The sequence below is a fragment of the Enterococcus sp. DIV0703 genome (assembly GCF_051711065.1).
GTDB lineage: Bacteria > Bacillota > Bacilli > Lactobacillales > Enterococcaceae > Enterococcus_B > Enterococcus_B hirae.
Genome location: NZ_JBIOLX010000001.1, coordinates 49,125 through 72,698 on the forward strand (window position 1 = coordinate 49,125; position 23,574 = coordinate 72,698).

A 23,574-nucleotide genomic window follows, 5' to 3' on the forward strand; every position below is an offset into this window, starting at 1 on the left:
AATGATTATAAAAATCGAGCGAAAAGAAAAGAAGGAGAAACCAAAGAAATCTAAAAAACCGAGCAAGCAAAGAAAAGTTCCGATGATTAAAGTTGGCACGCATAAGAAATTAACCTTTGTTTTATGGGTTTTATTGATTGGTAGTGTCGGATTTGGAATCTATAAAAATTTTACTGCCATTGACACTCATACTGTCCGTGAAACAGAAATCATTAAACAGCAGATTGTCGATACCAACCAAGTAGAAAGTTTTGTGAAATCCTTTGCGAAAGACTACTTTTCGTGGCAACAATCCCAAGAAGCCATTGATAAACGAAATGAAAAATTGACCCATTATTTGACGGAAGAATTGCAGGTATTAAATGAAGAAATGATTCGTAAGGATATTCCTACTAGTTCTAGTGTGAACGATATACAGGTGTGGCAGGTTTCTCAAGTGAATGAGAACACCTTTGAGGTACTGTTTTCTGTTGAACAAGTTATTACCGAAGACAAAGACAAGGAAACTATATCGTCTAGCTTTCATGTGGTTGTCCATATAGATGAATCAGATAATATGGTTATTATCAAAAATCCGACAATGAGTAAGAAACCTCAAAAATCGGACTACCAACCCAAACAGCTAGAAAGTGACCATACAGTAGATACAGAAACGATGGACGAAATCACTAGCTTTTTAGAAACGTTCTTCCAGCTCTATCCTACCGCCACAGAAAAAGAATTGACTTACTATGTAAGTAATCATGTGTTACCTATGATTAACAAGGAATATGTTTTCGAGGAATTGGTGAATCCTATCTTTACCAGAAAAGATAACCAAGTAATCGTGAATGTCGCTGTGAAATATTTAGATCAAGAAACAAAGGCAACCCAAATCTCGCAATTTGAGTTGATATTAGAAAAACAAGATAATTGGAAGATTGTAAAATAACAAATATTGGTACATGATTACAGATACTTTGTAATCATGTACTCTTTTTGATAAAAAATTGGAGATTCCTTTACAAATATGCTCTTACGTGCTATTATTTAAGTGACTATTTAAAAGGAGTTAATAAATATGCGGCAAGGTATTCTTAAATAAACTGTCAATTTGATAGCGGGAACAAATAATTAGATGTCCTTTTTTAGGAGGGCTTAGTTTTTTGTACCCAGTTTAAGAATACCTTTATCATGTGATTCTAAAGTATCCAGAGAATATCTGTATGCTTTGTATACCTATGGTTATGCATAAAAATCCCAGTGATAAAAGTATTTATCACTGGGATTTTTATGCCCTTTTGGGTTTTTGAATGGAGGAAAATCACATGAAAATTATTAATATTGGAGTTTTAGCTCATGTTGATGCAGGAAAAACTACCTTAACAGAAAGCTTATTATATAACAGTGGAGCGATTACAGAATTAGGAAGCGTGGACAAAGGTACAACGAGGACGGATAATACGCTTTTAGAACGTCAGAGAGGAATTACAATTCAGACAGGAATAACCTCTTTTCAGTGGGAAAATACGAAGGTGAACATCATAGACACGCCAGGACATATGGATTTCTTAGCAGAAGTATATCGTTCATTATCAGTTTTAGATGGGGCAATTCTACTGATTTCTGCAAAAGATGGCGTACAAGCACAAACTCGTATATTATTTCATGCACTTAGGAAAATGGGGATTCCCACAATCTTTTTTATCAATAAGATTGACCAAAATGGAATTGATTTATCAACGGTTTATCAGGATATTAAAGAGAAACTTTCTGCCGAAATTGTAATCAAACAGAAGGTAGAACTGTATCCTAATATGTGTGTGACGAACTTTACCGAATCTGAACAATGGGATACGGTAATAGAGGGAAACGATGACCTTTTAGAGAAATATATGTCCGGTAAATCATTAGAAGCATTGGAACTCGAACAAGAGGAAAGCATAAGATTTCAGAATTGTTCTCTGTTCCCTCTTTATCATGGAAGTGCAAAAAGTAATATAGGGATTGATAACCTTATAGAAGTTATTACTAATAAATTTTATTCATCAACACATCGAGGTCCGTCTGAACTTTGCGGAAATGTTTTCAAAATTGAATATACAAAAAAAAGACAACGTCTTGCATATATACGCCTTTATAGTGGAGTACTACATTTACGAGATTCGGTTAGAGTATCAGAAAAAGAAAAAATAAAAGTTACAGAAATGTATACTTCAATAAATGGTGAATTATGTAAGATTGATAGAGCTTATTCTGGAGAAATTGTTATTTTGCAAAATGAGTTTTTGAAGTTAAATAGTGTTCTTGGAGATACAAAACTATTGCCACAGAGAAAAAAGATTGAAAATCCGCACCCTCTACTACAAACAACTGTTGAACCGAGTAAACCTGAACAGAGAGAAATGTTGCTTGATGCCCTTTTGGAAATCTCAGATAGTGATCCGCTTCTACGATATTACGTGGATTCTACGACACATGAAATTATACTTTCTTTCTTAGGGAAAGTACAAATGGAAGTGATTAGTGCACTGTTGCAAGAAAAGTATCATGTGGAGATAGAACTAAAAGAGCCTACAGTCATTTATATGGAGAGACCGTTAAAAAATGCAGAATATACCATTCACATCGAAGTGCCGCCAAATCCTTTCTGGGCTTCCATTGGTTTATCTGTATCACCGCTTCCGTTGGGAAGTGGAATGCAGTATGAGAGCTCGGTTTCTCTTGGATACTTAAATCAATCATTTCAAAATGCAGTTATGGAAGGGATACGCTATGGTTGCGAACAAGGATTATATGGTTGGAATGTGACGGATTGTAAAATCTGTTTTAAGTACGGTTTATACTATAGCCCTGTTAGTACTCCAGCAGATTTTCGGATGCTTACTCCTATTGTACTGGAGCAAGCCTTTAGAAAAGCTGGAACAGAATTGTTAGAGCCATATCTTAGTTTTAAAGTTTATGCACCACAGGAATATCTTTCACGGGCATATAACGATGCTCCCAAATATTGTGCAAATATCGTAAATACTCAACTGAAAAATAATGAGGTCATTATTATTGGAGAAATTCCTGCTCGATGTATTCAAGATTATCGCAATGATTTAACTTTTTTTACAAATGGGCTTAGTGTTTGTTTAGCAGAGCTAAAAGGATATCAGGTTACCACTGGCGAACCTGTTTGCCAGACCCGTCGTCTAAATAGTCGGATAGATAAAGTAAGATATATGTTCAATAAAATAACTTAGTGCGTTTTATGTTGTTATATAAATATGGTTTCTTATTAAATAAGATGAAATATTCTTTAATATAGATTTGAATTAAAGTGGAAAGGAGGAGATTGTTATTATAAACTACAAGTGGATATTGTGTCCTATTTGTGGAAATAAAACAAGACTACGAATACGAGTGGATACTATACTTAAAAATTTCCCTTTATACTGCCCCAAATGTAAGAACGAAACTTTAATTAATGTTCAAAAAATGAATATAATAACAATCAAAGAGCCAGACGCCAAGACGCAGAGCCGATAATTTGAGAAATGAAACTCTCATCTTATCGGCTCTTTTTGTTTATCTGAATTTTACTGACTAGCCTTCAATATTTCTTGCTTCATTGATACCTTTTGCTAGTGCTTCCATTAAGGATAGTTCTTTGTCTGTAAAGCTATCCATGTATTTTTCTATCTGTAGCCTTCGAGTGCTTTTTATCAAATTATCTGTAGGTAAGAAAAATTCATCAATAGACACATGGAGTAATGATACAAGATCATAAAGCACCTGTGTACTTGGGTGTTGCCCTTTATTTTCTATATTTGTTAAATAACGTGGGTCAATTTCAATGATTGTTCCTACTTGTTCACGGGTGAGACCACGTTTTATTCGAGCCTCTTTAATCGCTAGACCAACGGCTCTAAAATCGTATTTATCTTCTTTTTTACGCATAATAAACCACCTCTATACATTTTACTGTTCCTATCCAAGTGGAAACAGGTATAGAAAAACGTGTTATGTAGTTTGTGAGTTCTTTTAAGAGCGCTATTATGCTTATGAATGTGATAAATCCAATCTCAAATAGAAAGGTCGCTGATTTTATTTACCCATACAACTATATAAAATTTAGTTATGCTGCTAAAAAGTAGATAAAATTGGCGACTGAATGGAGGTCACAGTCGCCATGAAAAAGATACGTCACTATCTAATTCTCTTAATTAGGTTCTTATCAAAAAAACTTACCCACCTACACTAGATAAATATGACCATCAATGTGGTTTTACAAATCGTATAGACAGAACAATTGAAGCACATGAACAGAGAAAACAATCTGTTTATGTGTTTTTTTGGCTACTTCGTGAATATCTTTTAAGATTTTTCTTCACTTATGCAACAAATCCCCCTTTCGTGTCGGGACTTAGTATGAAGGGAGATAAAGAAGTACATGCCACTCCCTTTCACGACAGAAAGGGGGTGAAAAACATGAAACCATCTTCTTTTCAAGAAACCATAGAAAATCAGTTTGACTATATCTGCAAACAAGCCATTGAAGATGAACGGAAAGATTATTTCAAACATCTAAGCAGACTGTCCAAAAAAGAAGTTTCATTTTCTGAAATAGATAACTACCTTGTCACCTCTTTTTCTACGGTTGATACGTATGTCACTGATTTTCAACTATTCACATTGTATGGATTAAGAATCAATGTTGAAAGTGATTTGTTAAGCGAAGCCTTACGCCACCTTCCAGAGAACAAGCGGAACATCATTTTACTTCATTATTTTATGGATATGAGTGATGTGGAAATTGCAGAATTACTAAATGTAAATCGTTCAACAGTTTATCGTCATCGAATAAGTGGACTAGCCATGATTAAAGAATTCATGAAGGAGTGTAAAGAATGAAAACAGCCTATCCAAGGGTTCCCTTCCCCCTCATTGTAAAGGCGACAGATGGCGACGTGGAAGCAATTAATCAGATTGTTAAACATTATCGAGGGTATACCTCAAAACGTTCTTTGCGTCGCATGACAGACGAATATGGCAATTCTCATATGGTTATTGATGAAACCCTACGTGGCAGAATGGAAACAAAACTCATCACCAAGATTTTAGCGTTCGAAATTAAATAATCTCATTTTTTCGTGGAAGCGTGTTGAACCGTTCCACGCTTCCCGATTTGGGAGGTTTGTTATTCCATCAAAGCCTACTGTATGTTCAGTATGTTTTGATAGGCTAACAAGCCAAACGTTCTTTGACAATTGAATAAAGCCAATCGAATACGTTTCGATAAGAAAAGAGCCAACGAACTAACACGCCATGATCTATGAAGATAGCGAGCGATTCATGTTAAAACTTCGTAAACAATCTTTAGCAGGATTGTTGCCATGACTTTCTTATCGTGATAATGATACTCCCGTATAGCCACAGTCCGAGCGTTAGTAGCGTCGCAGACAATGGGTACGGCTACATGAAAATCATGCAGGGGTGAAATGCCCGTGAGCTTTGCTAGAGCTGTTCGATTGCTGGGATATTCTTCTCTTGTCAATGTATTATCATAAAAATATTTGATATAATTATAGGTGAATATTGGAGTTTTCCTAGCCTATAATGGGAAAGGAGTAATAATGATAACGGTCACAAAAAAAGATTTAGTTGAGCTAGGATATGGAACTTCTTTTTCAGCAGACATCATAAAAAAAGCAAAAGAATTGATGATTACAAAAGGGCATACCTACTATCAATCTCGAAAGTTAGATAGAGTCCCTCGTGAAGCTGTTGAAGAAATTCTAGGAATTCGGTTTTCAAATGAAAACAGGTCTGAGTAGTTTTTGCACAGTAAGGAGTAAAAACTATGGTTAAAGACCCAATAAAAAAAGCAAAGAATGGAACCTATTATTTTCGTGCAAATCTAGGTTATGATTCTAAAGGAAAAAAAATTCAAAAATATCGTAGTGGATTCACTACTAAAAAAGAAGCAAGAGAAGAATATTCAAAACTACTACTGATGAAACCAGAAGAATTAAGTGAGAATAAGGATAAAATGACGTTTAATCATTATATCTTTGAAATTTTTCTTCCATGGTATAAGACACAGGTAAAGCTCAGAACATATGAAAATCGCTTACCAACTATTAAGAAACATTTCTCTTATTTTGATAAAATGGCTGTTTCCGATATTGAGCCTATTGATGTGCAAAATTGGCAACTAAAATTATCAAAGAAATGTAAGTCTTCTTATGTGAGAGCTGTTCAAGGACTATTTTCAGTTGCTATGGATCGAGCAATTGTCCTTGGGATAACCACCACAAATCCATCTAAGATTATTGGCAATGTGAAAAAGCAAAAGTCTAAAATTGAATTTTGGACAAAAGAAGAATTTGAAAAAGTAATCTCTCTAATTTATAAAGAAGATTACTATCAACACTTTTTATTTATCTCTCTGTGGTTTTTATTTATGACTGGAATGCGAATTGGTGAAGCTACTGCCATTCAATGGGAAGATATTGATTTTGACTCTGGAGTACTAACCATCAACAAAACACTTTATTACAAGAATCAATCGGATTATAGATTTGTTGAACCAAAAACAAAGGCGAGTGTTCGTCATATTGTATTAGATGAATGTACTCTAAATTATCTATCCGAATGGAAGAAAGCACAACAAAATCTAATTCAGACAGACTTTGTAATGAGCTATAACGGTATTCCTACCCAAAAACATACGCTAGCACATGCTATTGAACGCTATGCTAAGCTGGCTAGTATTCATCGAATCAGAATTCATGGTTTACGGCATTCGCATGCTTCCTTGTTAATCAGTATGGGAGAAAACCCACTCATCATTAAAGACCGTTTAGGACATGAAGATATTGAGACGACTTTAGGAACGTATGGACATCTTTATCCTAACAGTAATTTTGAGGTAGCTAACAAATTAAATGGAGCCATTTCCTTTAAAGAAGCAAAACAAAATTATGATACTTCACCAAAGAATCAATTTACTGTAGACTACTTGCGAAACAAAGAAATGAAAAAAGTGCAATAAAAGTGCAGTAAAAAAATAAGAAGAGCCAGAAACCCTTGATAAACAAGGATTTCTGGCTCTCCTACAACTACTCCCACTCCACAGTTGCAGGTGGTTTAGAAGTGATGTCGTACACGATACGGTTGACGTGAGCGACTTCGTTTACGATGCGGACAGAGATTTTTTGTAAAACATCCCATGGGATACGGGCAAAGTCTGCTGTCATCCCATCAATAGAAGTGACTGCACGGATACCTACTGTATAGTCGTAAGTACGGCCATCGCCCATTACACCGACAGAGCGGATTCCTGGTAGAACAGTGAAATATTGCCAAATGTCACGGTCTAAGCCAGCTGCTGCGATTTCTTCACGTAAGATCGCATCTGATTCACGGACGATTTCTAGTTTTTCTTCACTGATTTCTCCCAAGACACGGATACCTAGACCAGGACCTGGGAAAGGTTGACGCCAAACGATTGAATCTGGCATTCCTAGTTGTGTTCCTAATTCACGGACTTCATCTTTGAATAATGTGTTCAAAGGTTCGATCAATTGGAATTGCATGTCTTCTGGTAGACCACCCACGTTATGGTGAGATTTGATCGTTTGAGCAGTTTCCGTTCCACTTTCGATCACATCAGTATAAAGTGTTCCTTGGGCTAAGAAAGCAATTCCTTCTTCTCCCGCTAATTTTGTTGCTTCATCATCAAAAACATACACAAATTCATTACCAATGATTTTACGTTTTTGCTCAGGATCAGAAACGCCGGCTAACTTGTCTAAGAAACGTTTTCTTGCATCCACTTTGATAATATTTAGACCAAATTTCCCGCCTAAGCTTTCCATTACTTGGTCTGCTTCGCCTTTACGCAATAAACCATGGTCAACAAAGATGGAAGTTAGCTGATCACCGATTGCTTTTTGTAAAAGAACACCAACGACACTAGAATCCACGCCGCCAGAAAGTCCAAGCAATACTTTTTTATCGCCAACTTGTTCACGAATTTTTTCGATTTGCATATCGATGAAGTTATTCATTGTCCAGTTTCCTTCACAATGACAAACATCAAAAGCAAAATGACGGAGTAATTCGATTCCGTATTCAGAATGACGAACTTCTGCATGGAATTGGATACCATAGAAATTACGTTTTGTATCTTGGATGGATGCGATCGGGCAGTCTTTACTTGTACCAACGATTTCAAATCCTTCAGGAACTTGGGTTACTAAGTCCCCGTGGCTCATCCAAACGGTTTGTTGTTTAGGTGTGTCATTGAACAATACTGCATCGTCACTGGTTACTTCTAACTGAGCTTTTCCGTATTCACGGTTTTTAGCTGGTTCAACTTTCCCACCTAGCTTATACGTAATCAATTGCATACCGTAGCAAATACCCAATACAGGAATCCCTAAGTTAAAGATTTCTGGATCGATTCCAAAAGCATTTTCATCATACACACTGTTAGGGCCACCGGAAAGAATGATTCCTTTTGGATTCATTGCTTTTACTTCTTCAGCAGAAACCCGATGGCTCAATAATTCAGAAAAAACTCCTAAATCACGGATGCGTCGTGTAATCAATTGGTTATACTGGCTACCGTAGTCTAATACGATAATCTTTTCAACGTTTGTCATGTCGGCAACGTTTGTCACATTTATTACCCCTATCCCTTTAAATTTTATCTCAAAATAGAATAAACTATTTTAAAATGCTAATATTTTCGCATGAAAATCGAATCAATAATATGATTTTCAGTTTTATGGAGAATTATATCTGCTCTGCCACGAGTAGGCAAGATATATTCGTTTAAATTTTTCAAATTCACATTTTTCCATACTTCTTGCGCCATTTTAAATGCATCGTCACGATCGCCAATAGCAAATTGATAGTAATAATTTTGTGGATTTTGAAAAGCGGTGTCGAGTAAGGCACCGAATCGATCTAAATACCATTTTTCAATTAATGATGAATCAGCATCAACATAAACAGAAAAATCAAAAAAATCACTGACATAGATTTGTTGATTAGCAGGCAGTTGTAGCGTGTTGATTCCTTCAACAATCAGAATATCAGGTTGTTGGATCAATTCATATTCGCCAGGAATGATATTGTAAATGTCATGTGAATAAACAGGTACTTTTATTTCTTCCTGACCGGATTTTACTCGATTAAGAAAATCGATCAACATCTCCATATCATAACTTTCTGGGAACCCTTTACGATTCATGATCCCTCGTTCTTTTAACGTTTCATTAGGATATAAAAAACCATCAGTTGTAATCAACTGAACATTCCTGCGTTTAAATGTACGTGATAAGATCGTTTGTAACAGGCGAGCTGTTGTGCTTTTTCCAACGGCAACACTCCCAGCAATTCCAATAATAAATGGCGGTACTTCGACATATTTATGAAGAAATAGACCTTTACTTAACGAAAGAGATTCAAATTCTTTCATATATAGATAAATCAAATGAGCAAGAGGAACATAGATATCTCGAACATCTTGCATTGAAATACGGTCATTTAAACTTTTGATGTTATCTAGCTCGTCTTGGGTCAAAGGTGCTTGTCCATTACGATAAAATTCACGCCATTCTTCTCTTGCCACACGGTAGTAGTTCATTGGATCATTCATAATAGCCTCCTGCATTCTCCCATCAATGGAATCATTTTAACATAAAACATGGCTAAACCCCACCACTAAACGAGAATGGTTATAAGTCTCTTATTTTTAAGTGAATAACTGTTAACTGAATAAATAAAAAGGATGACATATCAAAATTCATTCTGTTCGTGTTTCTGATCAACTATTTATTTAAACTAGGAAAAATAGACATTGCATGCCAATTGATAAAAGGATAGACTAAGAAACAAGAAACAATATAAAAAGGATGAACGATATGACGAATCATTATTATTCGCAAGAGCCAACGACAAAACATGACTTTGAACAATGGTCATTTGAATTAAAAGGAAAAAACTTCCAATTTGTAACAGATTCAGGAGTATTTTCACGTGAAACAGTCGACTTTGGTTCACGAGTGTTAATTGATACCTTTAATTGGGAAGAGTTGCCAGCTGATGGCAAAATTTTGGATGTTGGTTGTGGCTATGGTCCGATTGGATTGGCGATCGCTTTTGCTAGTCAGCGATTTGTTGAGATGGTCGATATTAACTCTCGGGCAGTAGAATTAGCTCAAGGAAATGCGAACCGCAATGGGATCAAACAGGTGGATATTCATCAATCGAATATCTATGAAGCAGTTCATGAAGAAACTTATGCAGCAATCGTCAGCAATCCGCCAATTCGTGCCGGTAAAAAAGTGGTACACGAAATTTTAACCGAAGCATATCCAAGGTTAAAATCGGGTGGAACACTAACCATTGTCATTCAAAAAAAACAAGGGGCTCCTAGTGCAAAAAGCAAAATGGCAGAGACCTTTGGGAATGCTGAAATCGTCCATAAAGAGAAAGGGTACTATATCATCAAAAGTATCAAAGAATAACTGTTTGATTGTGGTGTTTGAGACTAAATAAAAAGCTATGACAAAATAACACACTCTAAAAGCAACCGAAGAATCCTAAAATAGAAGTAACTATTTGCGGGTCCTTCGGTTTATTTTTGTCCCTTTCTTTCTATTTAAAAAACAGGCGATAGGTACTCTAGGTCATGGGAATATGGAGATCGTAAAAAAGTTGATGAAAGGAGTGAGACACTTCGCTAACTAGTGGAACTTTTTCCTATTGAAAAGTGGCGTATTTCGAGGAGCTAATAATTGAATAACGTTTCTTCCTTTTTTAGAAAACAAAACTAGCATGGTATTGAAAAATTTGAGTGACTTGAAAGGAGAATAAAAAGATGACACAAACCAGAATGATAGTAGATACTAAATCTATTTTAGAATTACCAATGTATAACCAGGAAAACGTATTAAAGTATTTAGAAAAAGACCATGTCGAAATGGCTACAACATTTAAAGCATGGGAAGAAAAGGCGAAGGGGATCGTCCAGAACAATAAAACGAAGAGAGAAAAATTAAATAGCAAAAGAGAAAAAAGTGAAGTTCAGCCAGATGATCAACATGTTGCTTTAACAAATGAACTTTTAGATCTCTTAGATGGATTAGTACATCATGGTTTGCATCAGTATCGTCCCACGCTGGTGTCTAAGTATAAAAATCTATTGATATGGAAAGATCAAGAAAAATTTGATTTCTTACTTAAGAATCGAGATGCTAAGAACGGGTTTACTCAAATCATGAACGACAAGCCTATGATTAAGCTTTACCAAAAAAAGCCAAAGAAATTTGCTCAGATCAAAAAAGGCTACCATTCTCAAAAAAACAACGATGTCCTATTTGTTGGAAACATGCTGCTGTTTGAACTACTTGATTTTTCTCGCTCAGAGAGGGAACAACTGGTAAAAGAATTTCTAACCCATACGATTCCCAACGATCAGCGACGAGACAACTTAAATCAAGAAATTCAAAATCGTCCTGCGGCAACGCTTGACAAGCTTTCACAGAGAAATAAAACAGTCTATTGGGAGTTTGTTAGTATTAGAAGCGTGGCAGATTATTCTAAAGTAAAACATGTGAAAGAACAAATTGATCATCAAGATGGATTGACTCCAGAAGAAAAACAGGCACTTCATAACGATTTAGATGCACGTATCGCCAAATTTAATAGTCAAGCTATACTGTTTGAAGAAGCAGTCGCGGATCTAAGTGAAAAAAATAAGGATTTACATAAGATGTTCAAAAAAGATGTACCACAAGAGCGAATTGACTTGCTCAAACGAATCAAAGATGAGTCAAATTTGGATTGGCTAACAAAGAATGTGTTGACCGAAGAATTAGTAAGAAAACAAGTGGCTCAAGAAAAACTAGATACATATAAAGCATTGATGAGTGACAAACAATTGACCCGAGAAGTGGTAGCTAGCATCAAACAAAGCAAAGAGTATTCAGAAGAAATAAAAAAAGCTCTCATTTCTGAAATTAATCCCTCAGAGGAAGCGAAAAAGAACAACATCAAAAAAATATCAGTTATCAAACAGGAATTTTTCATTAGAAAGCAACTGTTAGAAGTACTAAAAGAACGAGTGGCAACGGATAAAACCTATCAGCCGCTTTTTGAACAAATAGAAAAAGCCACAAATAGTAATGAAAAACAAAAGGAACATGTAACTGCTCAAAGTGATATCAAAGAGTGCCAAAAGTTTATAAGTGAAAATAAATGGGAAGAGGAAATGATTAAAAGAATCAATCAAGAGGAACGAATCCCTCCACATTTGAAAGTAATCGTTTTATCTGAGTTAAAGGAACCAACAGCAAAAAATCAACGAGTTGGTGGAGAAAATCGGCAAGATTCCACACTTGTTGCTCTTGTTTTAAAGTCTCACGTTCAAAATATACAACTAGGATACCAACAAGAGGTTTCTCAAAAGACGAAGAAGGAGCAACAAATTGATCATCGCATGATTAAATACGAACAAAAGTTACAAAAAATTCTAAAGATAAGAACAGGACTCTTTGATGCCATAAATAGATTTGAGAGCCAGGAGAAACAACTGATAGGGGATGGGGGAAAGATTTCTGTTCCCAAGGATGAACAAGAAAAAGGCAGTCAACAAGCTACGCTGACTAAAAAAGATTTGCAAGAGAATGAAGAGCAGAGGCTAGCTATGGATATCGGAGAGCTTCTTATGAAAGGAAATACGGCAGACTATTTTCAGGCAGTCGATAAACATGATTTAAACTTTTTAAATCTTAGGCAACAAGTAAGGCAAGATCCAAAGATTCCTATTGAAAATAAAAAACCTTTCCTTGAACAGCTAACAACGATGATCGCCACGGATCGAACGGCAGGTTATCAAAAAGAGCTTCAACTTTTTTCATCTGTTCGAGAAAAGATTCTAGAACTCCATAATGAAATCTTAAACGATCAGGAGATAGCTCATGATGAGAAAAAAATACTTCTCAAGCAGGTAGATAGAATGGTAGGAGCGATTGAAAAACGGGATTCTGAACATATAGCTGCTGATCATTTAGTAACCCAAAGTCAGAAGTCTTCTTTGAGTGAGAAAGTAACTAGTGCAATCAATAATAGAAAAGATCAATCGCTAGTTACTCAAGTCAATGAAAAAACTCCTATGAAAGAGAAGAACAATGACAGATGATCGGCAGTTACAGAATTTTTTAAGAAGTCAGTTTAGGAAATTGGCACTTTCCAAGCTATTTATTTTTATTAGTGAATAAAAGATTTTTTCTTATTTTTTTCTATCTATTCTTTTTTATATGCTTTTGGTAAACTAAAAAAGAATTTACATCATAAAGGAGGAGAAGAAGTGAAACTAACGATCCGAGACATTGCAGAAATGGCAGGTGTTTCAGTCACCACTGTATCACAAATTTTAAATAATAAAGGGAGCCGCTTTAGTGATAAAACACGAAAAAAAGTCCTGAATATTGTTAACGAGCACCATTATAAACCAGATTACTTTGCCTCGAATGTGATCAATCGTCATTCTAAAACGATTGGTATGATCGTGCCAGATGTCACTGACTTCTTCTTTTCTAAATTGATTGAAGGGGTCGAGAGTTACTTGAATCCACTGGGGTATGTGATCATGCTTTGCAACTCTCGTCATAGTCAAGAAAATGAAATCAAGTATTTAAAAGAATTGGCTCATCGCTCAGTGGATGGAATCTTATTGGCTACGCCCAATGTTTTACCAGATGACTATTCTTTAGATAGTGGTTTTTATAAAAATATGCCGATTATTTTGATTGATCGTGGATTGAATACCAGAGATAATGGTCGGTTGATCGTAAAAGAGTATGAGGGGGCTTATCAAGCAGTTTCTTTGTTTATTAAGAACGGTCATACCAAAATCGGTATGCTCAAAGAAACAACAGGCTATTACCAGTTAGAAGAACGGTTCAACGGGTATCGTCATGCACTAAAGGATCATGGAATCCCTTTCAATGGAAAGTATGTAGAACAAGGGGAGTTGACGGTCCAAGGTGGATACGAGGCGTCTAAACGGCTCTTAAAGCACAAAGACCTTACAGCAATTTTTTGTGGAAATGATGCAATGGCGATTGGTTGTTACCAAGCGATTGATGAATTAGGCAAAAAAATCCCCGATGATATTTCAGTTATTGGTTTCGATGGGTTGAAGTTATCCGAGTATATGATCCCTCAATTGACAACAGTGAAACAGCCAAGTTCTGATATTGGATTTTATGCCGCAAGATTTTTGATCGACACGATCGAGTTCCCACAACGCAAAGTTCCGAACAAAGTCTTTGAAACAAAATTAATTATTCGTGAGAGCATAAAAACATTGACAAAGGGATAACTCAGCGTTATATTGCTTATGTAAGTGTTTACAAAGGCGGTGAGTAGCTCTTTGTATTCTTAGTAAACTGGTTTACTAAAGTGGTTTACCTTTTGGAAAATTCCTGTATAATACCGAATGAAGACGAGGAGGATCAAGCAATGCGAATGGTGGATCTGATTGAAAAAAAGCGAGACGGAAATGAATTATCGACAAAAGAAATCGAGTATATTATTACAAAATACACGAATGGTGAAATTCCAGATTATCAAATCAGCGCATTGTTGATGGCGATCTTTTATCAAGATATGACCGATAGAGAAATCACGGATTTAACACTTGCCATTGCCCACTCAGGAGATGTCATTGATTTAAGTCCTTTAGATGGGATCAAAGTGGATAAACACTCTACAGGTGGTGTGGGAGATACGACAACGTTGATCTTAGCACCTTTAGTCGCAAGTGTGGGTGTTACAGTTGCCAAAATGTCTGGTAGAGGTTTGGGGTATACAGGTGGTACGCTGGATAAACTAGAAGCAATTCCTGGATTTCAAATCGAGCTTTCTGATGAAGCGTTTATCCGAATTGTCAATGAGAGTAAAGTGGCTGTTATTGGACAATCAGGAAATCTTGCACCAGCAGATAAAAAACTTTATGCTTTGCGGGATGTGACTGCGACAGTGGATTCGATTCCTTTGATTGCCAGTTCGATCATGAGTAAGAAAATTGCCGCAGGAGCAGATGCGATCGTTTTAGACGTGACGACAGGTGACGGCGCCTTTATGAAGAATATTGAAGATGCTAGACGTTTAGCAAAAACAATGACTAGTATTGGAAAATTAGCTCATCGTCAGACAGTAGCCGTAATTTCTGATATGTCTGAACCTCTTGGTGAAGCAATTGGTAATAGTCTTGAAGTTGTGGAAGCAATTGAAACGTTAAACGGCAATGGACCAGAAGACTTGCTGGAAATGTGTTATGCATTAGGGAGTCAGATGGTGGTCTTAGCCAATCAAGCAGCAACAATCGAAGAAGCTAGAAGTTTGCTACAAGAAGCACTAGAATCTGGCAAAGCCTTAGACAAATTTAAGGAAATGATCCGTAATCAAGGTGGAGATGACTCTATCGTAGACCAACCAGAACGGTTACTGACAGCTAAGTATGTTGTTGAGTTGCCAGCCAAATCGAGTGGTATTGTCTCAAAACTCGTTGCGAATGAGTTGGGGATTGCAGCTATGATGTTAGGTGCAGGACGCAAAACTAAAGAAGATGATATTGATCACGCAGTTGGTCTTAAATTAAATAAAAAAATTGGTGATCCTGTAAAAGAGGGAGAATCATTGTTGACAATCTACAGTAATACAAAAGAGATTTCTTCTGTTCAAGAATTGCTCTATCAAAATATCCAAATTAGTGACTCGGCTGAAAAGCCTACATTGATACATGATATCATCACCGAATAAAAGGAGAGAAAAAAATGGAATTGAACCGAATGATCGATCACACCATCTTAAAAGCAGATGCTTCTCAAGAAGACGTTATGCGAATTATTGAAGAAGCAAAGAAATACCATTTCTATTCTGTTTGTATCAACCCAACATGGGTCGCACTAGCAAAAGAACAATTAAAAGGCGAACCAGTGGCAGTATGTACAGTAATTGGCTTTCCTTTAGGAGCTAATACTGCTGAAACTAAGGCTTTTGAAACTACAAATGCGATTGAAAATGGCGCAGATGAAGTGGATATGGTCATCAATATTGGGGCAATGAAGTCTCAACAGTTTGATAAAGTCCAAAAAGATATTGAAGCAGTGGTTGCAGCGGCCAAAGATCGTGCTTTAGTCAAAGTCATCATCGAAACAGCTTTATTAAATCATGAGGAAATTGTAAAAGCTTGTGAGCTGGCAAAAGCTGCTGGGGCAGACTTTGTTAAAACTTCTACAGGATTTTCAACTGGAGGAGCAAAAGTCGAAGATGTTCGTTTAATGCGTGAAACTGTTGGACCTGAAATGGGTGTAAAAGCATCTGGTGGTATCCATAACGAAGCTGAAGCTTTGGCAATGATTGAAGTTGGTGCGACAAGAATTGGTACCAGTGCAGGAGTTTCGATTATGTCAGGATCTACTGGCGAAGGCTATTAAGTAGTAAGGGGAAGCTTATGACAGAAGTGAAGCAAGAATGGATCAACATTGCAGTAGAAGCATTGGATAAAGCATATGTACCATATTCACATTTTCCAGTAGGTGCATGTTTAGTCACTGAATCTGGAAAAACGTATCAAGGAGTCAACATCGAAAATGCCTCGTTTGGTTTAACCAATTGTGCGGAGCGCACGGCTTTTTTCAAAGCTGTTTCTGAAGGAGAAAAAGAGTTTACTCATTTAGTAGTGGCTGGTCATACGCCAGAGCCAATTTCTCCTTGTGGTGCTTGTCGTCAAGTAATGGCTGAGTTTTGTGTACCAGACATGCCGGTAACTTTAGTAGGGGATAACGGTGTGACTAAGGCAATGACGGTTAAAGAACTATTACCTTACGCCTTTACAGAAAAAGATCTATAGAATTATCACTCATGTTCATTCAGTCAGCTGACTGTTGAAAAATAAAACAATTATTTTAGGGGGCTTTACAGAAATGAAAAAAGCAAAATTATTTGGTTTAAGTGCTGTAGCGTTATCTGCTGGGTTATTATTGGGCGCATGTGGCAGCGGATCAGATTCAACTGATTCAACCGGTGGAAACAGCGGTTCAAAAACAGCAACTGCAGCATTGATAACAGATACGGGCGGTGTTGATGACCGTTCATTCAACCAGTCAGCTTGGGAAGGACTACAAGCTTGGGGGAAAGATCATGATCTATCACGTGGGAATGATGGGTTCCAATATTTCCAATCAGCAAATGAATCAGATTATATCCCTAATATTGACCAAGCTTTGAATGCAGGTTTTAAAACAATCTTTGGTATTGGTTATAAATTGAAACCAGCTATTGAAGAGCAAGCTGCATCAAATCCTGAAACAAACTTTGCTATTATTGATGACGTTATCGACGGCAAAGACAACGTGGTTTCAGCAACATTTAAAGATAACGAAGCTTCTTATCTTGCTGGGATTGCCGCAGCTTACACAACTGAAACAAACACTGTTGGTTTCATTGGTGGGGTAAAAGGTGAAGTAATCGATCGTTTTGACGCAGGATTCAAAGCTGGTGTAGATGCTGGTGCAAAAGCTTTAAACAAAGAAATTAAAGTCTTGAATCAATATGCAGGAGACTTCTCAGCGCCAGATAAAGGACGTTCAATTGCTCAAGGAATGTATGCACAAAATGCAGATATCATTTTCCACGCATCTGGTGGTACTGGTAACGGTGTATTCCAAGAAGCGAAATCATTAAACGAATCAGGCGACAAAAAAGTTTGGGTTATCGGGGTTGACCGTGACCAATCGGACGAAGGCGAATACACTTTAAACGGTGAAAAGAAAAACTTTACTTTGACATCAACTCTAAAAGGTGTAGGAACTGTTGTTGAAGACTTAGCTCAAAAATCAGCTGACGGTGATTTCCCTGGTGGAGAACATACCGTTTACGGATTGAAAGAAGACGGTGTTGGTATCACAAAAGGTCAACTTTCAGAAAAAGCAGAAAAAGCTGTGAATGAAGCAAAAGAAAAAATCATCTCAGGAGATATCAAAGTACCAGAAACTCCTGAAAAATAATCAAACGAATTTCTATAGCCTTGTTGGACAATTGTTTGACAAGGCTATGGTTTAGTAAATAACTAACGATTGTTTCTTTATCAAGATGTTGCTGAGAAGCTATTTTCGTTTTTTTGTTCTTAATTCTTGAAGTAGAACATGCTGCTCACAGCCTCTTACTAAACGGCGTTCAAGAAGCAGCTCCTCAACAATAAGCGATGATTTTTAAAAATATGAGAAGCTATTTTAAAAAATCCTCTCTTATTTGCTCGGAGCTAAACGCTTCTTTCACAGCCTCTTGATAAACGGCGTTCAAAGAGCTGACCTTCGGCATTAAGTCAAAAAATCTCAAAACATGAAAAGCTGTTTCGAGATTTTCTTCCTTAATGCTCAGGTCAAAACGCTCTTTTCACAGCCTCTTGATAAGGGAATAATCCCCTGAAGTTTTTGCTTCAATTTGAGATTTTATGAAAAATCTTTGTTAATCGTTGCCTAGATAGAAATCGTTAGGATGTGAAAAATTGTGGTTCAAGAAAATATTGTCATCGAAATGCGGAATATCACCAAACAGTTTGGTACGTTCAAAGCAAATGACAACATCAACTTGCAAGTGAAAGCAGGAGAGATCCACGCTTTACTTGGAGAAAATGGTGCCGGAAAATCAACCTTGATGAATGTGCTCTCAGGCCTTTTAGAGCCAACATCAGGTGAAATACTGATGCATGGGAAAGAAGTGAAAATTACAAGTCCGACAAAAGCGAACCAGCTAGGTATCGGAATGGTCCATCAGCACTTTATGCTTGTGGATGCATTTACTGTTACTGAAAATATTGTTTTGGGAAGTGAGCCAAGTCGAGCAGGGGTACTTGATCGTCGCCAAGCACGTGAAGAAATCCAAAAGCTTTCTGAACAATATGGTTTATCGGTCAATCCTGATGCGTATGTCCGAGATATCTCTGTTGGAATGGAACAACGGGTAGAAATTTTAAAAACACTTTATCGTGGGGCAGATGTCTTGATTTTTGACGAACCTACAGCAGTATTAACGCCACAAGAGATTGACGAACTGATTGTAATCATGAAAGAGTTGGTCAAAGAAGGAAAATCGATCATTTTGATCACCCATAAGTTAGATGAGATTAAAGCTGTAGCAGATCGTTGTACCGTTATCCGTCGTGGTAAAGGGATTGGGACAGTAAATGTAAAAGATGTCTCTTCACAACAATTGGCAGATATGATGGTTGGACGTACGGTTTCATTTAAGACAATGAAGAAAGAAAGTCAGCCTCAAGAAGTTGTGTTATCGATTGAAAATCTAGTGGTTAAAGAAAACCGAGGATTGGACGCAGTCAAAGACCTAAGTTTAGAAGTACGAGCAGGAGAAGTTTTAGGAATTGCTGGTATTGATGGTAACGGGCAGTCAGAATTGATCCAGGCGTTAACCGGTTTACGTAAAGCAGAAAGTGGAACAATTCGCTTAAAAGATGAAGATATCACGAATAAAAAGCCAAGAAAAATTACGGAGGCTGGTGTAGGACATGTGCCCGAAGACCGTCATAAGTATGGCTTAGTGCTGGATATGACGTTAGCGGAGAATATTGCTTTACAAAATTATTACCAAAAACCTTACAGTAGAAATGGCTTATTGAATTATTCGTTGATCAATGAACATGCACGAGAATTAATCGAAGAGTATGATGTTCGAACAACGAATGAACTTGTGCCAGCGAAAGCATTATCAGGTGGGAATCAACAAAAAGCAATTATTGCTCGGGAAATCGATCGTGATCCTGACTTGTTGATCGTTGCTAATCCGACACGTGGGCTAGATGTTGGAGCAATCGAGTTTATTCATAAACGTTTGATTGAACAAAGAGACAAATACAAAGCGGTCTTATTGATTAGTTTTGAATTAGAAGAAATTTTGAATGTTTCTGATCGTATTGCGGTACTCCACGAAGGAAAAATCGTGGGAATCGTTGATCCAAAAGAAACTTCTGAAAATGAACTAGGATTACTTATGGCGGGCTATTCTTTAGAAGAAGCAAGAAAAGAGTTAGAAAAGGTTGGTGGCGCACATGAATGATCGCAATGAAAAGATACGTAATCTCCTAGTTCCTATTTTTTCGGTAATTCTAGGTTTAGTTTTAGGTGCTATCTTGATGGCAGCTTTTGGTTATAACCCAGGCCAAGGTTATTCTTCAATGTTAAATGCGTCCCTTGGTTCTCAAAGAAGTATTGGTGAAACATTACGGCAAGCAACACCGTTGATTTTTACTGCATTAGGTTTTTCTGTTGCGAACTCAGCAGGATTCTTCAATATCGGGCTTTCGGGACAAGCACTCTGTGGTTGGATCGTTAGTGTGTGGGTAGCACTTGCCTTTCCTGATCTGCCAAAAGTCATTTTATTACCGACTTGTGTGATTTTAGGTGCTTTGGCAGGAGCCTTGGCTGCTGCTATTCCAGGGGTGTTAAGAGCCTTTTTCGGTACAAGTGAAGTAATCGTCACTATTATGATGAACTATATTTTACTTTATTTAAGTACTTTTGCTTTACATGACATCATGCCGGATACGTATCGTTCAAGCTTAGATTCTTCAAATTTGATTGGGCAAAATGCTTCTCTTAGATTACCTTGGCTGACACAAATGTTTGGCGGTTCTCGTGTAAATGCTGGTTTGTTTTTAGCATTGATTGCACTGGTTGTTGTTTGGCTATTGATGAAGAAAACGACGTTAGGCTTTGAAATTCGTTCGGTAGGTCTAAATCCTTTTGCTTCTGAGTATGCTGGAATGAGTAGTAAACGTACGATCGTCTTCTCCATGATGATTTCAGGCGCTTTAGCAGGACTTGGTGGAGTAGTCGAAGGATTAGGAACGTATCAAAACTTTTTCGTCCAAACAACTTCATTAGCCATCGGATTTGACGGAATGGCTGTGTCACTGTTAGGTTCTGGTTCAGCGATTGGAATTTTACTTTCAGCACTCTTGTTCAGTATCTTGAAAATCGGTGGTTTGGGGATGCAAACAGGTGCCGGTATACCATTTGAAATCGTAAATGTATCGATTGCATTGATTATTTTCTTTGTTGGGATCAACTTCTTGATTCGTTTCATTATGGCGAAATTCTTCCAAGGTAAAAAACAAGAAGCGATCGTGGAGACTGTTGAATCGAAACCAACAAATCAGAGTCAAGAAGGAGGAGAATTATAATGTCAACAACTGAGTTAATTGCTTTAATCCTCACTTCAACGTTGGTTTATTCAACACCATTAATTCTTACATCTTTAGGTGGAACTTTTTCTGAACGAAGTGGGATTGTCAATGTAGGTTTAGAAGGCATCATGGTTATGGGTGCTTTCAGTGCGGTAGTATTTAATCTAACCATGAGTCCTACCTTAGGAGACATGACACCATGGATCGCTATTTTAGTCGGTGGGATAGTTGGTGTGTTATTCTCTTTATTACATGCAGTAGCAACTGTTAGTTTACGTGCAGACCATATCATCAGCGGGACAGTTATCAACTTGATGGCACCAGCTTTGGGTGTATTTTTGATCAAAACATGGTATGGAAAAGGACAAACTGATAATATTTCAGTTAACTTAGGATATTTCTCATTTCCTGGATTATCAAAAATCCCTGTGATTGGACCAATTTTCTTTAAAAATACATTTTTACCAGCTTATTGTGCCATTTTAATTGCGATTCTTGCTTGGTTTATTATTTTTAAGACAAAGTTTGGACTTCGCTTACGCTCAGTGGGTGAGAATCCTCAAGCAGCGGATACATTGGGAATCAATGTTTACGCGATGCGTTATTCTGGGGTATTGATCTCTGGTTTACTTGGCGGAATGGGTGGCGCAGTATTTGCTCAATCGATTTCAGGGAATTTCTCTGCCGGAACGATCGTAGGTCAAGGGTTTATCTCAATGGCTGCTATGATCTTCGGTAAATGGAATCCACTAGGGGCCATGGGCGCTTCTTTATTCTTTGGTTTTGCGCAAAGTTTAAGTATCATCGGGGCTCAATTACCAGTGATTTCTTCGATACCGCCAGTATTGCTGCAGATTGCACCTTACCTATTAACCGTTATTGTGTTAGTAGCGTTCTTAGGAAAAGCATCTGGACCTAAAGCAAACGGTAAAAATTATATAAAATCAAAATAAACTTTTAGTGAATAAAAAGGGTGGGTTACGGGAAATGTTTTTTCGACTCGCCCTTTTTGATTTAATAGCAATAATAAAAAAGAAAGAAGGAATAATCATGTTTAAACGCGTACATTTGATTGTCATGGATTCAGTAGGAATCGGTGAAGCGCCAGATGCTGAAAAATTTGGTGATAAAGGTTCAGATACACTAGGGCATATCGCAAAAGAAGCTGGTTTGACAATTCCTCATTTAGAACAGTTAGGATTAGGAACGATTCGCCCATTAGAAGGTGTCGAAGCGGTTAAAAACCACCAAGGCTATGCCACTAAATTGGAGGAAGTATCTGTAGGAAAAGATACAATGACCGGTCACTGGGAAATCATGGGTCTGAACATCAAGACACCATTCCGAGTATTTCCTAACGGTTTCCCTGATGAATTACTCAAACAAATCGAAGACTTCTCAGGACGCAAAATTGTTTGCAATCAACCATATAGTGGAACCGCTGTTATAGATGACTATGGTGAACATCAAATGAAAACTGGTGATTTGATCGTCTATACGTCCGCAGATCCGGTTCTACAAATTGCTGCGCATGAAGAAATTATTCCTTTAGAAGAACTTTATCGGATTTGTCAGTTCGTTCGTGACATTACTAAAGACGACCCATACATGATTGGTCGAATTATTGCGCGACCTTACGTTGGAGAACCTGGTAATTTTACTCGTACGAGCAACCGACATGATTACGCATTGGATCCATTCGGGCATACGGTTTTAGATTCATTAAAAGAAGCAGGAAAAGACGTTATCGCTGTTGGAAAAATCAACGATATCTTCAACGGACAAGGAATTACAGAGTTCGTCCGTACGAAAAGCAATATGGATGGCGTTGACCAATTATTAAATGTGATGAAAAAAGAGTTTACAGGGATCAGTTTTACTAATTTAGTTGATTTTGATGCATTATTTGGACATCGTCGGGATGTTGTAGGTTATGCCCACGCAATTGAAGATTTTGATTTACGTATTCCTGAAATATTAGAGGCAATGGCAGAGGACGACTTACTGATGATTACTGCTGACCATGGAAATGATCCAACATTCCCTGGAACAGATCATACACGTGAATATGTACCATTATTAGTTTTCAGCAAAAAAATGCAAGGACAAGGAAGCTTGCCACAAGGCTACTATTCAGATATTGCAGCAACGATTGCTGAAAACTTCGATGTTCCTGCTACCGAAAACGGCGAAAGTTTCTTAAAATTTTTGAAATAGGAATGACAGACCGCGTTTGAAAATTTGACCTGAAAAAGCGTAACTAAGATAGGTCAATCATTTTGTTCAAAGAGCCATCTTGCTTTAACAGTATCAATCAAGAG

21 protein-coding genes and 1 pseudogene are annotated in these 23,574 nt (G+C 37.1%); 19 read left to right on the forward strand and 3 right to left on the reverse strand.

The window, feature by feature from the left end; genetic code table 11:
- Window position 1: 1 nt before the first annotated feature.
- The 4 genes and pseudogenes from IGK81_RS00240 (at window position 2) to IGK81_RS00255 (ending at window position 3,513) form a co-directional block, all read left to right on the forward strand.
- Entirely contained in the window at window positions 2-931 is a 930-nt protein-coding gene (locus IGK81_RS00240; protein WP_000584387.1) for a conjugal transfer protein, read from the forward strand.
- 313 nt (window positions 932-1,244) lie between these two features.
- A pseudogene (locus tag IGK81_RS00245) lies at window positions 1,245-1,292 on the forward strand (hypothetical protein); the annotation flags it as partial.
- 15 nt (window positions 1,293-1,307) lie between these two features.
- Window positions 1,308-3,227 (forward strand): tetracycline resistance ribosomal protection protein Tet(M), encoded by a 1,920-nt coding sequence (tet(M), locus tag IGK81_RS00250; RefSeq protein ID WP_000691737.1) that lies wholly within the window; start codon window positions 1,308-1,310, stop codon window positions 3,225-3,227.
- Between the two features lie 100 nt (window positions 3,228-3,327).
- Window positions 3,328-3,513, forward strand: coding sequence for a cysteine-rich KTR domain-containing protein (locus IGK81_RS00255; protein ID WP_413926387.1), 186 nt, complete (start codon window positions 3,328-3,330; stop codon window positions 3,511-3,513).
- 57 nt (window positions 3,514-3,570) lie between these two features.
- On the opposite strand, the gene IGK81_RS00260 is transcribed toward IGK81_RS00255, so the two are convergent.
- On the reverse strand, window positions 3,571-3,924 hold the full coding sequence (locus tag IGK81_RS00260) for a helix-turn-helix transcriptional regulator (RefSeq protein WP_001227349.1): 354 nt from the start codon (window positions 3,922-3,924) through the stop codon (window positions 3,571-3,573).
- Between the two features lie 531 nt (window positions 3,925-4,455).
- Here IGK81_RS00260 and IGK81_RS00265 point away from each other — a divergent pair.
- The 4 genes from IGK81_RS00265 to IGK81_RS00280 all read left to right on the forward strand — a co-directional run bounded on the left by IGK81_RS00265 (window position 4,456) and on the right by IGK81_RS00280 (window position 7,021).
- Window positions 4,456-4,878 carry an RNA polymerase sigma factor gene (locus IGK81_RS00265; RefSeq protein ID WP_000804878.1) on the forward strand — a complete coding sequence of 141 codons (423 nt, stop codon included), beginning with the start codon at window positions 4,456-4,458 and terminating at the stop codon, window positions 4,876-4,878.
- Complete coding sequence (locus IGK81_RS00270) at window positions 4,875-5,105, forward strand: helix-turn-helix domain-containing protein (RefSeq protein ID WP_000845144.1); 231 nt, start codon at window positions 4,875-4,877, stop codon at window positions 5,103-5,105. Before IGK81_RS00265 ends, IGK81_RS00270 begins: the two co-directional genes overlap by 4 nt.
- A 495-nt stretch (window positions 5,106-5,600) precedes the next feature.
- On the forward strand, window positions 5,601-5,801 hold the full coding sequence (locus IGK81_RS00275) for a DUF3173 domain-containing protein (protein WP_000633909.1): 201 nt from the start codon (window positions 5,601-5,603) through the stop codon (window positions 5,799-5,801).
- A 26-nt stretch (window positions 5,802-5,827) separates the two neighbouring features.
- A complete protein-coding gene (locus IGK81_RS00280; RefSeq protein WP_000237798.1) occupies window positions 5,828-7,021 on the forward strand; it encodes a site-specific integrase in 1,194 nt (397 codons plus the stop codon).
- A 67-nt stretch (window positions 7,022-7,088) separates the two neighbouring features.
- On the opposite strand, the gene guaA is transcribed toward IGK81_RS00280, so the two are convergent.
- Window positions 7,089-8,654, reverse strand: a complete 1,566-nt coding sequence (gene guaA / locus IGK81_RS00285) for a glutamine-hydrolyzing GMP synthase (RefSeq protein ID WP_010720480.1) — start codon at window positions 8,652-8,654, stop codon at window positions 7,089-7,091.
- Between the two features lie 59 nt (window positions 8,655-8,713).
- The gene (coaA, locus tag IGK81_RS00290) at window positions 8,714-9,637 is read right to left on the reverse strand and encodes a type I pantothenate kinase (RefSeq protein ID WP_010720479.1); all 924 of its coding nucleotides are present in this window, start codon (window positions 9,635-9,637) and stop codon (window positions 8,714-8,716) included.
- 265 nt (window positions 9,638-9,902) lie between these two features.
- Between coaA and IGK81_RS00295 the strand changes: the two genes are divergently transcribed.
- The 11 genes from IGK81_RS00295 to deoB all read left to right on the forward strand — a co-directional run bounded on the left by IGK81_RS00295 (window position 9,903) and on the right by deoB (window position 23,470).
- Window positions 9,903-10,508 (forward strand): class I SAM-dependent methyltransferase, encoded by a 606-nt coding sequence (locus IGK81_RS00295; RefSeq protein ID WP_034697692.1) that lies wholly within the window; start codon window positions 9,903-9,905, stop codon window positions 10,506-10,508.
- Window positions 10,509-10,861: 353 nt separating this feature from the next.
- The gene (locus IGK81_RS00300; protein WP_438757312.1) at window positions 10,862-13,183 is read left to right on the forward strand and encodes a hypothetical protein; all 2,322 of its coding nucleotides are present in this window, start codon (window positions 10,862-10,864) and stop codon (window positions 13,181-13,183) included.
- A gap of 168 nt (window positions 13,184-13,351) precedes the next feature.
- Window positions 13,352-14,368: a LacI family DNA-binding transcriptional regulator gene (locus IGK81_RS00305; RefSeq protein ID WP_010720475.1), complete on the forward strand. Its 1,017-nt coding sequence runs from the start codon at window positions 13,352-13,354 to the stop codon at window positions 14,366-14,368.
- Window positions 14,369-14,508: 140 nt separating this feature from the next.
- A complete protein-coding gene (locus IGK81_RS00310; RefSeq protein WP_034697695.1) occupies window positions 14,509-15,810 on the forward strand; it encodes a pyrimidine-nucleoside phosphorylase in 1,302 nt (433 codons plus the stop codon).
- A 14-nt stretch (window positions 15,811-15,824) separates the two neighbouring features.
- On the forward strand, window positions 15,825-16,487 hold the full coding sequence (deoC, locus tag IGK81_RS00315; RefSeq protein ID WP_034697697.1) for a deoxyribose-phosphate aldolase: 663 nt from the start codon (window positions 15,825-15,827) through the stop codon (window positions 16,485-16,487).
- Between the two features lie 17 nt (window positions 16,488-16,504).
- Window positions 16,505-16,903 carry a cytidine deaminase gene (locus IGK81_RS00320; RefSeq protein WP_010720472.1) on the forward strand — a complete coding sequence of 133 codons (399 nt, stop codon included), beginning with the start codon at window positions 16,505-16,507 and terminating at the stop codon, window positions 16,901-16,903.
- 73 nt (window positions 16,904-16,976) lie between these two features.
- On the forward strand, window positions 16,977-18,059 hold the full coding sequence (locus tag IGK81_RS00325) for a BMP family lipoprotein (RefSeq protein ID WP_010720471.1): 1,083 nt from the start codon (window positions 16,977-16,979) through the stop codon (window positions 18,057-18,059).
- 502 nt (window positions 18,060-18,561) lie between these two features.
- The gene (locus IGK81_RS00330) at window positions 18,562-20,124 is read left to right on the forward strand and encodes an ABC transporter ATP-binding protein (RefSeq protein ID WP_010720470.1); all 1,563 of its coding nucleotides are present in this window, start codon (window positions 18,562-18,564) and stop codon (window positions 20,122-20,124) included.
- The gene (locus IGK81_RS00335) at window positions 20,117-21,250 is read left to right on the forward strand and encodes an ABC transporter permease (RefSeq protein ID WP_010720469.1); all 1,134 of its coding nucleotides are present in this window, start codon (window positions 20,117-20,119) and stop codon (window positions 21,248-21,250) included. The genes IGK81_RS00330 and IGK81_RS00335 overlap by 8 nt, the downstream gene beginning before the upstream one ends.
- Entirely contained in the window at window positions 21,250-22,206 is a 957-nt protein-coding gene (locus tag IGK81_RS00340) for an ABC transporter permease (protein WP_010720468.1), read from the forward strand. Before IGK81_RS00335 ends, IGK81_RS00340 begins: the two co-directional genes overlap by 1 nt.
- Window positions 22,207-22,303: 97 nt before the next feature.
- Entirely contained in the window at window positions 22,304-23,470 is a 1,167-nt protein-coding gene (gene deoB, locus IGK81_RS00345) for a phosphopentomutase (protein WP_034697699.1), read from the forward strand.
- The last annotated feature ends 104 nt before the right edge of the window (window positions 23,471-23,574 follow it).